General features: G+C 70.6%; 14 protein-coding genes. 8 read left to right on the forward strand and 6 right to left on the reverse strand.

All coding sequences use genetic code 11. The features are described from left to right. Window positions 1–157 precede the first annotated feature (157 nt). From G3I77_RS06245 to moaA, 3 genes are all read left to right on the forward strand, one after another. Complete coding sequence (locus tag G3I77_RS06245; protein WP_248501581.1) at window positions 158–514, forward strand: DUF485 domain-containing protein; 357 nt, start codon at window positions 158–160, stop codon at window positions 512–514. Next, window positions 511–2,136 carry a cation acetate symporter gene (locus tag G3I77_RS06250; RefSeq protein WP_248501582.1) on the forward strand — a complete coding sequence of 542 codons (1,626 nt, stop codon included), beginning with the start codon at window positions 511–513 and terminating at the stop codon, window positions 2,134–2,136. The genes G3I77_RS06245 and G3I77_RS06250 overlap by 4 nt, the downstream gene beginning before the upstream one ends. Before the next feature lie 171 nt (window positions 2,137–2,307). Then, window positions 2,308–3,297 carry a GTP 3',8-cyclase MoaA gene (moaA, locus tag G3I77_RS06255; RefSeq protein ID WP_248501583.1) on the forward strand — a complete coding sequence of 330 codons (990 nt, stop codon included), beginning with the start codon at window positions 2,308–2,310 and terminating at the stop codon, window positions 3,295–3,297. Window positions 3,298–3,371: 74 nt separating this feature from the next. On the opposite strand, the gene G3I77_RS06260 is transcribed toward moaA, so the two are convergent. Both G3I77_RS06260 and G3I77_RS06265 read right to left on the reverse strand, forming a co-directional pair. After that, window positions 3,372–3,584, reverse strand: coding sequence for a hypothetical protein (locus G3I77_RS06260; protein WP_248501584.1), 213 nt, complete (start codon window positions 3,582–3,584; stop codon window positions 3,372–3,374). A gap of 226 nt (window positions 3,585–3,810) precedes the next feature. Next, window positions 3,811–4,206: a DUF3099 domain-containing protein gene (locus tag G3I77_RS06265; protein WP_248501585.1), complete on the reverse strand. Its 396-nt coding sequence runs from the start codon at window positions 4,204–4,206 to the stop codon at window positions 3,811–3,813. Between the two features lie 244 nt (window positions 4,207–4,450). Here G3I77_RS06265 and G3I77_RS06270 point away from each other — a divergent pair, with 244 nt between their 5' ends. Beyond that, the gene (locus tag G3I77_RS06270; RefSeq protein ID WP_248501586.1) at window positions 4,451–4,726 is read left to right on the forward strand and encodes a GlsB/YeaQ/YmgE family stress response membrane protein; all 276 of its coding nucleotides are present in this window, start codon (window positions 4,451–4,453) and stop codon (window positions 4,724–4,726) included. Window positions 4,727–4,786: 60 nt separating this feature from the next. On the opposite strand, the gene tyrS is transcribed toward G3I77_RS06270, so the two are convergent. From tyrS to G3I77_RS06285, 3 genes are read right to left on the reverse strand one after another with little or no spacing between them, the layout of a single operon-like run. Beyond that, window positions 4,787–6,055 carry a tyrosine--tRNA ligase gene (gene tyrS, locus G3I77_RS06275; protein ID WP_248501587.1) on the reverse strand — a complete coding sequence of 423 codons (1,269 nt, stop codon included), beginning with the start codon at window positions 6,053–6,055 and terminating at the stop codon, window positions 4,787–4,789. 44 nt (window positions 6,056–6,099) lie between these two features. Then, window positions 6,100–7,494, reverse strand: coding sequence for a metallopeptidase TldD-related protein (locus G3I77_RS06280; protein ID WP_248501588.1), 1,395 nt, complete (start codon window positions 7,492–7,494; stop codon window positions 6,100–6,102). After that, complete coding sequence (locus G3I77_RS06285; protein ID WP_248501589.1) at window positions 7,491–9,047, reverse strand: TldD/PmbA family protein; 1,557 nt, start codon at window positions 9,045–9,047, stop codon at window positions 7,491–7,493. Before G3I77_RS06285 ends, G3I77_RS06280 begins: the two co-directional genes overlap by 4 nt. A 269-nt stretch (window positions 9,048–9,316) precedes the next feature. Here G3I77_RS06285 and fabG point away from each other — a divergent pair, with 269 nt between their 5' ends. The 3 genes from fabG to G3I77_RS06300 all read left to right on the forward strand — a co-directional run bounded on the left by fabG (window position 9,317) and on the right by G3I77_RS06300 (window position 11,320). Further along, a complete protein-coding gene (gene fabG / locus G3I77_RS06290; protein ID WP_248501590.1) occupies window positions 9,317–10,036 on the forward strand; it encodes a 3-oxoacyl-[acyl-carrier-protein] reductase in 720 nt (239 codons plus the stop codon). Window positions 10,037–10,041: 5 nt separating this feature from the next. Further along, the gene (fabI, locus tag G3I77_RS06295; RefSeq protein ID WP_248501591.1) at window positions 10,042–10,809 is read left to right on the forward strand and encodes an enoyl-ACP reductase FabI; all 768 of its coding nucleotides are present in this window, start codon (window positions 10,042–10,044) and stop codon (window positions 10,807–10,809) included. Between the two features lie 160 nt (window positions 10,810–10,969). Continuing rightward, a complete protein-coding gene (locus tag G3I77_RS06300) occupies window positions 10,970–11,320 on the forward strand; it encodes a hypothetical protein (protein ID WP_248501592.1) in 351 nt (116 codons plus the stop codon). Here the strand turns inward: G3I77_RS06300 and G3I77_RS06305 are convergent. After that, window positions 11,298–11,990, reverse strand: a complete 693-nt coding sequence (locus G3I77_RS06305; protein ID WP_248501593.1) for a FadR/GntR family transcriptional regulator — start codon at window positions 11,988–11,990, stop codon at window positions 11,298–11,300. The genes G3I77_RS06300 and G3I77_RS06305 overlap by 23 nt on opposite strands. 70 nt (window positions 11,991–12,060) lie before the next feature. Between G3I77_RS06305 and G3I77_RS06310 the strand changes: the two genes are divergently transcribed. Continuing rightward, complete coding sequence (locus tag G3I77_RS06310) at window positions 12,061–13,440, forward strand: CynX/NimT family MFS transporter (protein WP_248501594.1); 1,380 nt, start codon at window positions 12,061–12,063, stop codon at window positions 13,438–13,440. Window positions 13,441–13,461: the final 21 nt, after the last annotated feature.

Below are 13,461 nucleotides of genomic sequence, written 5' to 3' on the forward strand. Positions count from 1 at the left end.
CCTCTCGCTGGCCAGCAACGCTTTGCCGAAACGACTTCGGAAAGAACGCCGGGCCTTTGAACCGGTTCTCGTGTGCCGCCGTGACGTTGAACAAGGAGCGCGAGGACACTCGCCTCCGCCCCGTTCACAACCGCTTCCGTCATTGCGAGGAGACTCCGTGGCCACCGACGCACCGCCCCCCTCGAAAGAGCAACACAAGCTCCCCTCACCCGAGGAGTTCACCGAGGTGCAGGAGAGCGCGGAGTTCGGTGAACTGCGCCGCTCCTACCGCTCCTTCGCCTTCCCGCTGACCGTCGGCTTCATCGCCTGGTACCTGCTGTACGTCCTGCTCTCGAACTACGCGGGCGGCTTCATGGGCACCAAGCTGTTCGGCAATATCAACGTCGCCTTCGTCCTCGGCGTCGCCCAGTTCGTCACCACGTTCCTCATCGCCTGGTGGTACTCGCGGCACGCCGCCGCGAAGCTCGACCCCAAGGCCGAGGCCATCAAGACCCGGATGGAGAGCGGCGCATGAGCCCCGTACAGCAGACCTTCCTCGCCGCGAACGAGGCCAGCGAGCACCGCCCGCTGATCATCACCCTGTTCGCGCTGTTCGTCCTCGCGACCCTCGGCATCACCGTCTGGGCGGGCCGCCAGACCAAGGACGCCGCCGACTTCTACGCCGGCGGCCGCCAGTTCAGCGCCTTCCAGAACGGCCTCGCCGTCTCCGGCGACTACATGTCCGCCGCGTCGTTCCTCGGCATCGCGGGCGCGATCGCCCTCTTCGGCTACGACGGCTTCCTCTACTCCATCGGCTTCCTGGTCGCCTGGCTGGTCGCCCTGCTCCTGGTGGCCGAGCCGCTGCGGAACTCCGGCCGCTACACCATGGGCGACGTCCTCGCGTACCGCATGCGCCAGCGCCCGGTCCGCACCGCCGCCGGTACGTCCACGATCGTGGTGTCGATCTTCTACCTGCTGGCCCAGATGGCCGGCGCCGGCGTCCTCGTCTCGCTGCTGCTCGGCATCACCTCCGACGCCGGCAAGATCCTCATCGTCGCCCTCGTCGGCCTCCTGATGATCGTCTACGTCTCCATCGGCGGCATGAAGGGCACCACCTGGGTCCAGATGGTCAAGGCCGTGCTGCTCATCGGCGGCACCCTCCTGATCACCTTCCTGGTGCTGCTGAAGTTCAACTTCAACATCTCCGACCTGCTCGGCACGGCCGCCGAGAACAGCGGCAAGGGCGCCGCCTTCCTGGAGCCCGGCCTCCAGTACGGCGCGACCGGCACCTCCAAGCTGGACTTCATCTCCCTCGGCATCGCCCTGGTGCTCGGCACCGCCGGCCTGCCGCACATCCTGATCCGCTTCTACACCGTGCCCGACGCCAAGGCCGCCCGGAAGTCCGTGAACTGGGCCATCGGCATCATCGGCGGCTTCTACCTGATGACCATCGCCCTCGGCTTCGGCGCCGCCGCGCTCATCTCCCAGGACGAGATCATCGCCTCCAACCCGTCCGGAAACACGGCGGCACCCCTGCTCGCCCTGCACCTCGGGGGCGTCGACTCGACGTGGGGCGCGATCCTGCTCGCCACGATCTCGGCGGTGGCCTTCGCGACGATCCTCGCCGTCGTCGCCGGACTCACGCTCGCCTCGTCGTCGTCCTTCGCGCACGACATCTACGCCAACGTCATCCGCAAGGGGCAGGCCTCCGGCGCCGAGGAGGTCCGCGCGGCCCGCTGGGCGACCGTCTTCATCGGTGTCGTCTCCATCGGCCTGGGCGCCCTCGCCCGCGACCTGAACGTGGCCGGCCTGGTCGCCCTCGCCTTCGCGGTCGCGGCCTCCGCCAACCTCCCGACGATCCTCTACAGCCTGTTCTGGAAGCGCTTCACCACCCAGGGCGCGCTGTGGTCGATCTACGGCGGTCTGATCGTCGCCGTCGGCCTGGTGCTGTTCTCGCCCGTCGTCTCCGGCGACCCCAAGGCGATGTTCCCCGAGGTCGACTTCGCCTGGTTCCCGCTGAAGAACCCGGGCATCATCTCCATCCCGTTCGGCTTCCTCATGGGCTGGCTCGGCACGGTCCTGTCCAAGGAGGAGCCCGACGCCAAGAAGTACGCGGAGCTGGAGGTCCGGTCCCTGACCGGCACCGGAGCCCACTGAGCACCACCCTTCCCGCGCGGCCGTGTCGTAGGAACCTCCAGGTCCCTGCGGCGCGGCCGCGTCTCGCGTCGTGGGATCGGGCCTGTGTCGTTGTCGGTGGGGTCACGTAGGCTCGCAGGTGACTCGGAAACAGTGCCGCACGCACGATCCGCGACGAGGCAGGGGGCCCACGTGCTCATCGACACCTACGGCCGGGTGGCCACCGATCTGAGGGTCTCACTGACCGACCGGTGCAACCTGCGCTGTACGTACTGCATGCCCGAGGAGGGCCTGCAGTGGCTGGCCAAGCCGGACCTGCTGAACGACGACGAGATCGTCCGCCTGATCGACATCGCGGTCACGTCCCTCGGGATCGAGGAGGTCCGCTTCACCGGCGGCGAGCCCCTGCTGCGCCCGGGCCTGGTCGGCATAGTCGAGCGTGTCGCGGCCCTGGAAGCGCGCCCCCAGATGTCCCTCACCACCAACGGCATCGGCCTCAAGCGCACGGCGGCGGCCCTGAAGGAGGCGGGCCTGGACCGGGTCAACGTTTCCCTGGACACGCTCCGCCCGGACGTCTTCAAGACCCTCACCCGCCGCGACCGCCACAAGGACGTCATCGAGGGCCTGCACGCCGCCCGCGACGCCGGCCTGACCCCGGTCAAGGTCAACTCGGTCCTGATGCCGGGGCTCAACGACGACGAGGCCCCCGACCTGCTGGCCTGGGCCGTGGAGCACGACTACGAGCTGCGCTTCATCGAGCAGATGCCCCTGGACGCCCAGCACGGCTGGAAGCGCGACGGCATGATCACGGCAGGCGACATCCTGACCTCCCTGCGCACGCGCTTCGAGCTGACCGCCGAGGGCGAGGAGAAGCGCGGCTCGGCCCCGGCGGAGCGCTGGCTCGTCGACGGCGGCCCACATGTGGTCGGCGTCATCGCCTCCGTCACCCGCCCGTTCTGCGCGGCCTGCGACCGCACCCGCCTGACGGCCGACGGCCAGGTCCGCACCTGCCTGTTCGCCCAGGAGGAGACGGATCTGCGCGCCGCCCTGCGCTCGGGCGCCCCGGACGAGGAGATCGCCCGCATCTGGCGTCTGGCGATGTGGGGCAAGAAGGCGGGAGCGGGCCTGGACGACCCGACGTTCGTGCAGCCCGACCGGCCGATGTCGGCCATCGGGGGCTGAGACCTAGGGTCTGTCGTAGGGAAGCGACGGTGCTGTTCAACCCCGCGTCTGCGGCCTGATCCAAACGACAGGCCCTAGTCGGTCGCTTCCCACTCCTTCAGCAGGACCACGTCCTTCAGGAACCCGCGCACACCGAGGAACTGCGACAAGTGCTCGCGATGCTCCTCACAGGCCAGCCATGTCTTGCGCCGCTCCGGCGTATGGATCTTCGGGTTGTTCCACGCCAGCACCCACACGGCCTCGGCCCGGCAGCCCTTCGCGGAACAGATGGGCGTCTCGTCACTCACAGCTTCGTCTCACCACTGCACACAGAAAAGGCGACGCCGAGCAGCCACGGGGGGAGCTGCCCGGCGTCGGTCCGTCGCTCCGACGGGGGATGCGGAGCGCGTACGAAGTATGTCACGGGTAACCCCGAGCCCGGCACTGGAACAACATGATTGATCTGAGCTTTTCTTGAGCTTGGCGGGAAGATGACTTCCCTGGGTGATCTCCCGTGTTTTCCGCTCGGGTGCCCTACCGTTCGCACGACTCGCTGCGCGCACCCGTCCCCGGCTCGGACACGGCATCTTCCGCGACGGATTCCGCGGAGCCGTCCTGCGCGTCCGGCGGCGTGATCATCGGACGCGTCGGCGCGGCCACGAACGTCGACGGCAGAGACGGCGCATTCTCGCGCCCGGCGTTCGCGATCACCACCGCGATGTACGGCAGCACCAGCCCCAGCACCAACGCCACGACGGCGACGTGCCGTTCGACGTTCCACAAGGTGGCCGCGAGGATCACGGAGATCGTGCGGACCGTCATCGAGATCACGTACCGGCGCTGCCGCCCGCGTACGTCCTCCTGGAGTCCCGTCCGGGCGCCGGTGATCCGGAAAACCTGGACGTTGCCGCCGCCATGCTGTTTCCGCATCGCATTCCACCATCCGCCCGTATCGGACTCTCCCCGCCCCGTAGCCGCCCTCGGCCGGTCGGGGAACCCGACCGGGACAGCTCCCACGTTACGCCGCGGCCGGGCCGGCTACGAGACCGGGTGGCGCACCGCCCGGGCGAGCGGCCTGCGCCGTCCCGCGTACGGCCCGCGTCGGCATGCGGCGTACGGCACCTGGGCCGACACTGGCCGTAGTGCTCACGTCGAGCCGCATGAGGAGGCAGCGATGGGCTGGTTGTGGGCGATCATCGTAGGACTGGTACTCGGCCTGCTCGCCAAGGCGATCATTCCGGGCAAGCAGCACATTCCCCTGTGGCTGACCGTCATCCTGGGCATGATCGGCGCCATCGCCGGCAACGCCATCGCCCGGGCGGCCGGCGTCGACGCCACATCGGGAATCGACTGGTGGCGGCACGTCTTCCAGCTGGTGATGGCGATCATCCTCGTCGGTCTCGGAGACCGGGCCTGGACGGCGGCCAGGGGAGACAAGCGCCGGGCATAACGGCGCGCACGGCGAAGGGGACGGCCTCCGGCACCGGAGACCGCCCCCCTCCTCGTACTCTCAGCCGCCCGTGACCTCGACCGCGGCCAGGTTCTTCTTGCCCCGGCGCAGCACCAGCCAGCGGCCGTGCAGCAGGTCCTCCTTGGCGGGGACCGCGTCCTCGCCGGCGACCTTGACGTTGTTCACGTAGGCGCCGCCCTCCTTGACCGTGCGGCGCGCGGCCGACTTGCTGGCCACCAGGCCGACCTCGGCGAACAGGTCCACGGCCGGGCCGAGTGCGGCGACCTGGATGTGCGGCACCTCCGACAGGGCCGCGGTCAGCGTCTTCTCGTCGAGCTCCGCCAGCTCGCCCTGCCCGAAGAGGGCCTTGGACGCGGCGATCACGGCGGCCGTCTGGTCGGCGCCGTGCACCAGCGTCGTCAGCTCCTCGGCCAGCGCACGCTGCGCGGCACGGGCCTGCGGACGCTCCTCGGTCTGCTTCTCCAGCTCCTCCAGTTCCTCGCGGGAACGGAAGGACAGGATGCGCATGTACCGGGAGATGTCCCGGTCGTCCACGTTCAGCCAGAACTGGTAGAACGCGTACGGCGTCGTCATCTCCGGGTCGAGCCAGACGGCGCCGCCCTCGGTCTTGCCGAACTTGGTGCCGTCCGCCTTGGTCATCAGCGGTGTCGCCAGGGCGTGCACGCTCGCGTGCGGCTCCAGGCGGTGGATCAGGTCCAGGCCCGCCGTGAGGTTGCCCCACTGGTCGCTGCCGCCCTGCTGGAGCGTGCAGCCGTAGCGCCGGTACAGCTGGAGGAAGTCCATGCCCTGCAGCAGCTGGTAGCTGAACTCCGTGTAGCTGATGCCCTCGGAGGACTCCAGGCGCCGGGCCACGGAGTCCTTCGTCAGCATCTTGTTGACGCGGAAGTGCTTGCCGATGTCCCGGAGGAACTCGATCGCGGAGAGGTTCTCGGTCCAGTCGAGGTTGTTGACCATGACGGCCGCGTTCTCGCCCTCGAAGTCCAGGAACGGCTCGATCTGGGCGCGCAGCTTGGCGACCCAGCCGGTGACCGTCTCCGGGTCGTTCAGCGTGCGCTCCGCGGTCGGGCGCGGGTCGCCGATCAGGCCCGTGGCGCCGCCGACCAGTGCCAGCGGCCGGTGACCGGCCTGCTGGAGCCGCCGCACGGTGAGCACCTGCACCAGGTGCCCCACGTGCAGCGATGGCGCCGTCGGGTCGAAACCGCAATAGAACGTGACGGGACCGTCCGCGAGCGCCTTGCGCAAAGCGTCCTCGTCAGTGGACAGGGCGAACAGCCCGCGCCACTTCAGCTCGTCGACGATGTCCGTCACGGTTCTCGTATCTCCTCGAGTGGGCTCGTAAATCAGGTACGAGGTTATACGCCCTGGCTGACAGAGCTCATATTGAAGTCCGGCACCCGCAGGGCCGGCATCGCCGCCCTGGTGAACCAGTCGCTCCATTCCCTCGGCAGCGTCTTCTCGGTCCGCCCCGCCTCCGTGGCCCGGCCGAGCACTCCGACCGGCGACTCGTTGAACCGGAAGTTGTTCACCTCGCCCGTCACCTCGCCGTTCTCGACGAGGTAGACGCCGTCCCGGGTCAGGCCGGTGAGCAGCAGCGTCGCCGGGTCGACCTCGCGGATGTACCACAGGCAGGTCAGCAGCAGCCCGCGCCCGGTGCTCGCGACCATCTCGTCCAGGGAGCGGTCCTCGCCCCCGTCCAGGACGATGTTGTCGATGCCCGGCGCCACGGGCAGTCCGGTCAGGCCGGCGCTGTGCCTGCTGGTCGTCAGGTGCCGCAGCTCGCCCTCGCGCATCCACTCGGTGGCCGCGAGCGGCAGCCCGTTGTCGAACACCGACTGGTCGCCCCCGGAGGAGTGCGCGATCACGAAGGGCGCCGACTCCAGGCCCGGTTCGTTCGGGTCGCTGCGCAGGGTCAGCGGCAGGTCGGTCAGCTTCTCGCCGACCCGCGTGCCCCCGCCCGGCTTGGAGAACACCGTGCGGCCCTCGACCGCGTCCCGGCCCGACGCCGACCACATCTGGTAGATCAGCAGGTCCGCCACGGCCGTCGGCGGCAGCAGCGTCTCGTAGCGCCCCGCGGGCAGCTCCACGCGCCGCTCGGCCCACCCGAGGCGCACGGCCAGCTCCGCGTCCAGGGCCGCCGGGTCGACGTCCTTGAAGTCCCGCGTGGAGCGCCCGGCCCACGCGGACCGGGTCCGGTCCGGTGACTTGGCGTTGATCTCCAGCGTCCCGTTCGGCTGGTCGTGCCGCAGCCGCAGTCCCGTGGACGTGCCGACGTACGACGACACCAGCTCGTGGTTGGCGAAGCCGTACAACTCGCGACCGCCCGCACGCGCGCGTGCGAAGGCCTCGCCGAGGGCGGGAGCGAAGTCGGCGAACACGGCGGAGGAGGTCTCGGTGGGTGCCTCGGTGAACTCCGGCGACGGCGCCACGCCCGTGACCAGCGGCTGTGCGTCCTCGGCGGGCGCGGCGCCGCGCGCGGCGGCCTCGGCGGCCCGCACCAGGGGCTCCAGCTCGTCGGGGGTCACGGCGGACCGTGACACGACCCCGGAGGCCGTGCCCTCCTTGCCGTCGACCGTGGCGACGACGGTGAGCGTGCGCCCGCGGGTGACGCCGTTCGTGGTCAGCGCGTTGCCCGCCCAGCGCAGGTTGGCGGTGGACTGCTCGTCGGCGATGACGACACAGCCGTCCGCCCGGGACAGTTCGAGGGCGCGCTCGACGACCTCGTGCGGCTTGCTGGAACGCGCGCTCATCGACCGGCCTCCTGGGTCGTGTTCAGAATGTTGACGCCCTTGAAGAGGGCCGACGGGCAGCCGTGCGACACGGCGGCGACCTGCCCCGGCTGGGCCTTGCCGCAGTTGAAGGCGCCGCCGAGCACGTAGGTCTGCGGTCCGCCCACCGCGGACATCGAGCCCCAGAAGTCGGTGGTCGTCGCCTGGTAGGCGACGTCGCGCAGCTGCCCGGCGAGCCGCCCGTTCTCGATGCGGTAGAAGCGCTGACCGGTGAACTGGAAGTTGTAGCGCTGCATGTCGATCGACCAGGACCGGTCGCCGACGACGTAGATGCCGCGCTCCACACCCCCGATCAGGTCCTCGGTCGACATCCCGGCCGGGTCCGGCCGCAGCGACACGTTGGCCATGCGCTGCACCGGCACGTGCCCGGGGGAGTCGGCGTAGGCGCAGCCGTTGGACCGCTCGAAGCCGGTCAGCTTGGCGATCCGCCGGTCCAGCTGGTAGCCGACGAGCGTGCCGTCCTTGACCAGGTCCCAGGACTGGCCCTCGACGCCCTCGTCGTCGTACCCGATGGTGGCCAGGCCGTGCTCGGCGGTGCGGTCGCCGGTGACGTTCATCAGCTCCGAGCCGTACCGCAGTTTGCCCAGCTGGTCGAACGTGGCGAAGGAGGTGCCCGCGTAGGCGGCCTCGTAGCCGAGCGCCCGGTCGAGTTCGGTGGCGTGACCGATGGACTCGTGGATGGTCAGCCACAGGTTGGACGGGTCGACGACCAGGTCGTACAGGCCCGGATCGACGCTCGGCGCGCGCATCTTCTCGGCGAGCAGCTCCGGGATCCGCTCCAGCTCGCCCTCCCAGTCCCAGCCGGTGCCCGTCAGGTACTCCCAGCCGCGTCCCACGGGCGGCGCGAGGGTGCGCATGGAGTCGAACTCGCCGCTCGACTCGTCCACCGACACCGCGTTGAACACCGGGTGCAGCCGCACCCGCTGCTGGGTGGTCACGGTCCCGGCGGTGTCCGCGTAGAACTTGTTCTCGTGGACCGTGAGCAGTGAGGAGTCGACGTGGTCGACGCCGTCGGCCGCCAGCAGCCGCGCGCTCCACTCCGCGATCAGCCCGGCCTTCTCCTCGTCGGGCACCGAGAAGGGGTCGGTCTCGTACGACGAGATCCACGTCTTCTCGGCGTGCACCGGCTCGTCGGCCAGCTCGACCCTCCCCCACTGCCCGAAAGGCGTGGGAGGTGCCCCCACGTCCGAGCCGGCCGCCTTGATCACCTGGGCGGACAGCTTGGCCATCGCCACCGCCTGCCCGGCGACCCTGGCGGCGGCGTCCATGGTGAGGTCGACGCCGGACGCGAAGCCCCACGTACCGCCGTGCACCACCCGCACCGCGTACCCGAGGTCGGTGGTGTCCGACGATCCGGCGGGCTTGGCGTCCCGGAACCGCCAGGAGGCGCCCCGCACCCGCTCGAACCGGAAGTCCGCGTGCTCGGCGCCCAGCGCACGCGCGCGTGCGAGGGCCGCGTCGGCGAGGGCGCGTAGGGGGAGGGCCGTGAAGGCCTCGTCGATGGTATGAGGCACCGCCGTCTCTTTCTGTCGAGGTGACCGTGGTTGCCGTGCGTCTGACTGCTCCGATCATGTCGTCCATCCCGCGCGCGGGCCATGAGTTTCCGGAGCCGGACCCGCGGCTTTCTGTAGGGATCCGACAGTGAGTCCCGTACGCCACTGTGGGTGCCCGATTGTCCGCGGGCGTGCCCGGACCGATAGGTTTTCGAGGAAGCCGCCTGTCATCACCGCCTGTCGTCCAGGCGCCCGGGCGGGTATCAGACCGCTATGGAAAGGGTGATCCGTTGAGCCGCTCGGTTCTCGTCACCGGAGGCAACCGGGGCATCGGCCTCGCCATCGCCCGCGCTTTCGCCGATGCCGGCGACAAGGTCGCCATCACATACCGCTCAGGTGAGCCGCCGGCCGCCCTGACGGAATTGGGCTGCCTGGCCGTCAAGTGCGACATCACCGACACCGAGCAGGTGGAGCAGGCCTACAAGGAGATCGAGGAGGCCCACGGCCCCGTCGAGGTTCTCGTCGCCAACGCCGGCGTCACCAAGGACCAGCTCCTGATGCGCATGTCCGAGGAGGACTTCACCTCGGTCATCGACACCAACCTCACCGGCACCTTCCGCGTCGTCAAGCGTGCCAACCGGGGCATGCTGCGCGCCAAGAAGGGCCGCGTCGTGCTCATCTCCTCGGTGGTCGGACTGCTCGGCTCGGCGGGGCAGGCGAACTACGCCGCCTCCAAGGCCGCCCTGGTCGGCTTCGCGCGCTCCCTCGCCCGGGAACTGGGCTCGCGCAACATCACCTTCAACGTCGTCGCGCCCGGCTTCGTCGACACCGACATGACCAAGGTGCTCACCGACGAGCAGCGCTCCGGCATCGTGTCGCAGGTGCCGCTCGGCCGGTACGCGCAGCCGGAGGAGATCGCCGCGGCGGTGCGGTTCCTCGCCTCGGACGACGCCTCGTACATCACTGGAGCCGTCATCCCCGTTGACGGCGGACTGGGAATGGGTCACTGATCACCATGAGCGGAATTCTCGAGGGCAAGCGCATCCTCATCACCGGTGTGCTGACGGAGTCCTCCATCGCCTTCCACACCGCCAAGCTGGCCCAGGAGCAGGGCGCCGAGATCATCCTCACGGCCTTCCCGCGGCCCACGCTGACCGAGCGCATCGCCAAGAAGCTGCCCAAGCCCACCAAGGTCATCGAGCTCGACGTGACGAACGACGAGCACCTCGGCCGGCTCGCCGACATCGTCGGCGAGGAACTCGGCGGCCTCGACGGGGTCGTCCACTCCATCGGTTTCGCCCCGCAGGACGCCCTCGGCGGCAACTTCCTCAACACGCCGTTCGAGTCGGTCGCCACGGCCATGCACGTCTCGGCGTACTCCCTGAAGTCGCTCACCATGGCCTGCCTGCCGCTGATGCAGAACGGCGGCTCCGTCGTCGGTCTGACGTTCGACGCGCAGTTCGCCTGGCCGCAGTACGACTGGATGGGCCCGGCCAAGGCCGCCCTGGAGGCCACCAGCCGCTACATGGCCCGCGACCTGGGCAAGCAGAACATCCGCTGCAACCTGGTCTCGGCCGGTCCGCTCGGCTCCATGGCCGCCAAGTCCATCCCGGGCTTCGGCGAGCTGGCCTCCGTGTGGGACAGCCGCTCCCCGCTGGAGTGGGACCTGAAGGACCCCGAGCCGGCCGGCCGCGGTGTCGTCGCCCTGCTGAGCGACTGGTTCCCGAAGACCACCGGCGAGATCGTCCACGTGGACGGCGGTCTGCACGCCATCGGAGCCTGATCTCCCCTGCGTCGCCGACGCCCCGTTTCCCGCAGCGCGCGGGGAGCGGGGCGTCACCCGTTCGGCTCACCCGGCCGGGCGGGCGGGCCCACAACTGGGCAGTCTGGAGTACGCGTTCACCACGCGATGCCCTCCCCAGCACGGCCGAGGAGGTCCCCTTGTGCGCTTGTCCCGCCGAACGGCCTCACTGTCCCTCGCCGTCGCGCTCGTGCTGACCCTGGCGTACCAGGCGGTGCCCCACGCGCGCGTGCCCGCCGACCGGGGCGAGTCGGCGGACCCCTTCGGCGCCGCGTGCCGGATCCGCGTGACCGGTTCCGAGGTGACCGTCCACTGCCACAACCCGTACCCGGAGACGGACCGCGTGAGCCTGCACGTCGAGTGCGCCCGCTGGTGGGACATCGACACCGACAGCTCCCCGGTGGCGGCCGGGCCCGCACAGACCGTGCGGCTGACGGGACGGTGCTGGAAAGAGGTCGGCGACGTGTGGATCAGTCACCGGCGGGAGAGCTGATCCCGCCCAGGCGGCACAGGAACGGGTAGCGGGCCGCCTCCGCGGCGGCCGTGTCCGCCTCGCCCGCGCGGATCGCCTCGAGCAGCCGTCCGTGGTCCATGTGCGTCTCCGGGGTCAGCTTCTCGCCGACGTCCTCGCGCAGCCAGTCCCGCAGCACCTCGCCCAGGTCCGCGTACATGGCCGTCATCACGTCGTTGTGGGAGGCGGACACGACGGCCAGGTGGAAGGTCGCGTCCGCCGTCACGAACGCCTCCTTGTCGCCCGACTCCCAGGCCTCCTCGCGCCGCAGCAGCAGCGCGTCGAGCTGCTTGAGGTCCTTCTCCGTACGCCGCTCGGCGGCCAGCCGGGCGGCGGCCGACTCCAGCGTGGAGCGCAGCTCGGCGATGTGCCGGGGGTCGGCCTCGGCGAACCGCCGCTGCATCACGCCGGCCAGCTCGCTCGTCGCCACGACGTACGTGCCGGAGCCCTGGCGGATGTCCAGCAGGCCGTTGTGCGACAGGGCGCGGACGGCCTCCCGGACCGTGTTGCGGGCGACACCCAGCTGCTCGACCAGTTCCGGCTCGGTCGGGATCCGGGAGCCGACCGGCCACTCGCCCGAGGTGATCTGGGCCCGCAGCGCGGCGATGACCTGCTCGGACAGAGCCGAGCGACGGGGATGGCTCAGAGGCATGGCTCACCTTCGCACGACCGGGGCGCCGCAGGGCAGCCGAGGACTGGACAGTCAATCATCCCATGATTCTATGATGGGTCTCATGCCTAGTGAGGAAACCCGGACGATGACGCCCCCGACCGTACGCAGCTCGGCCGCGCACGACGCCGGGAAACGGGGCGGCGCGTCCACACGCGCGTGGACGATGCGGCTGCTCGTCCTCGGCATCGTGCTGTCCGCGCTGAACCTCCGCCCCGCGATCACCAGCCTCGGCGCCCTCCTGGAGGAGGTCCGCGACGGGCTCGGCATGAGCGGCAGCGTGGCCGGGCTGCTCACCTCCGTGCCGCCGCTGTGCTTCGCCGTCTTCGGCGTCATGGCCCCGCGGCTCGCCCGCCGCCTCGGGGCGGGCGCCGTGGTGTGCGCCGGCATGGCCGCCATCGCCACCGGCCTGATCGTCCGGCCCTACGCCGGCGGCACGGCCGGCTTCCTGGCCGGCAGCGCCCTGGCCCTCATGGGCATCGCCGTCAGCAACGTCCTGATGCCGGTCATCGTCAAGCACTGGTTCCCCGACCGCGTGGGTTCCATGACCGGCCTGTACTCGATGGCCCTCGCCCTCGGCACGGCCCTCGCGGCCGCGGTGACGGTCCCCCTGACCGACACGCTCGGCGGCAGCTGGCAGACGGGACTGGCCCTGTGGGCGGGGCTCGCCGTGGCGGCGGTCCTGCCGTGGCTGCCCTTCGTCCGGGGGCGCGCCACGCCGCCCGGGGCGGGGGAGGAGGCCGCGGAGGCGGAGACCGGCGGCGAAACGCCCGCGCGGGACCGGCAAGCGGCTACGCGGACGCAGGCCCCCGCATCGACGGGGCACACGCGCGTGGAGACGCCTCGGCTGCGGATGGCCCGGAGCCGCACCGCATGGGCCCTGGCCGTCTTCTTCGGACTCCAGGCCACCGCCGCCTACATCACCATGGGCTGGATGGCGCAGATCTTCCGCGACGCCGGTGTGCCCGCCGGCACCGCCGGGCTGCTGCTGGCGGTCACCATGGTGATGGGCGTGCCCCTGGCGTTCGTCATACCCCGCCTGGCCACCCGGCTGCCCCACCAGGGCCCGATCGTGCTCGCCCTGGGCGTCTGCGGTCTCGCCGGCTACGCCGGGCTGTATCTCGCACCCGCCGCCGGCGCCTGGGCCTGGGCCGTGCTGCTCGGCGTCGCCAACTGCGCCTTTCCGCTCGCCCTGACCATGGTCGGCATGCGGGCCAGGACCGGCCCGGGCGTGGCCCGGCTGTCGGCGTTCGCGCAGAGCACCGGCTACCTGATCTCCATCCCCGGACCGCTCCTGGTGGGCGTCCTCTACCAGCACAGCGGCGGCTGGGGCCTGCCGATCGCGCTGATGAGCGCCCTGATGATCCCGCAGATGGCCGTCGGCTTCCTGGCCGGCCGCGACCGCACGGTGGAGGACGAGGCCGCCCGCTGAGCCCCGCCCCGGGGGGACCGG

The sequence above is a fragment of the Streptomyces sp. D2-8 genome (assembly GCF_023184515.1).
Taxonomy (GTDB): Bacteria; Actinomycetota; Actinomycetes; order Streptomycetales; family Streptomycetaceae; genus Streptomyces.

Excerpts from the sequence above, each read along its gene's own strand:
- G3I77_RS06265 (WP_248501585.1), bottom strand. The coding sequence starts at position 4,206 with ATGCGGAAACAGCATGGCGGCGGCAACGTCCAGGTTTTCCGGATCACC.
- G3I77_RS06280 (WP_248501588.1), bottom strand. The coding sequence starts at position 7,494 with ATGAGCGCGCGTTCCAGCAAGCCGCACGAGGTCGTCGAGCGCGCCCTC.
- G3I77_RS06305 (WP_248501593.1), bottom strand. The coding sequence starts at position 11,990 with ATGCCTCTGAGCCATCCCCGTCGCTCGGCTCTGTCCGAGCAGGTCATC.
- G3I77_RS06270 (WP_248501586.1), top strand. The coding sequence starts at position 4,451 with ATGGGCTGGTTGTGGGCGATCATCGTAGGACTGGTACTCGGCCTGCTC.
- G3I77_RS06250 (WP_248501582.1), top strand. The coding sequence starts at position 511 with ATGAGCCCCGTACAGCAGACCTTCCTCGCCGCGAACGAGGCCAGCGAG.
- fabI (WP_248501591.1), top strand. The coding sequence starts at position 10,042 with ATGAGCGGAATTCTCGAGGGCAAGCGCATCCTCATCACCGGTGTGCTG.
- G3I77_RS06310 (WP_248501594.1), top strand. The coding sequence starts at position 12,061 with ATGATGGGTCTCATGCCTAGTGAGGAAACCCGGACGATGACGCCCCCG.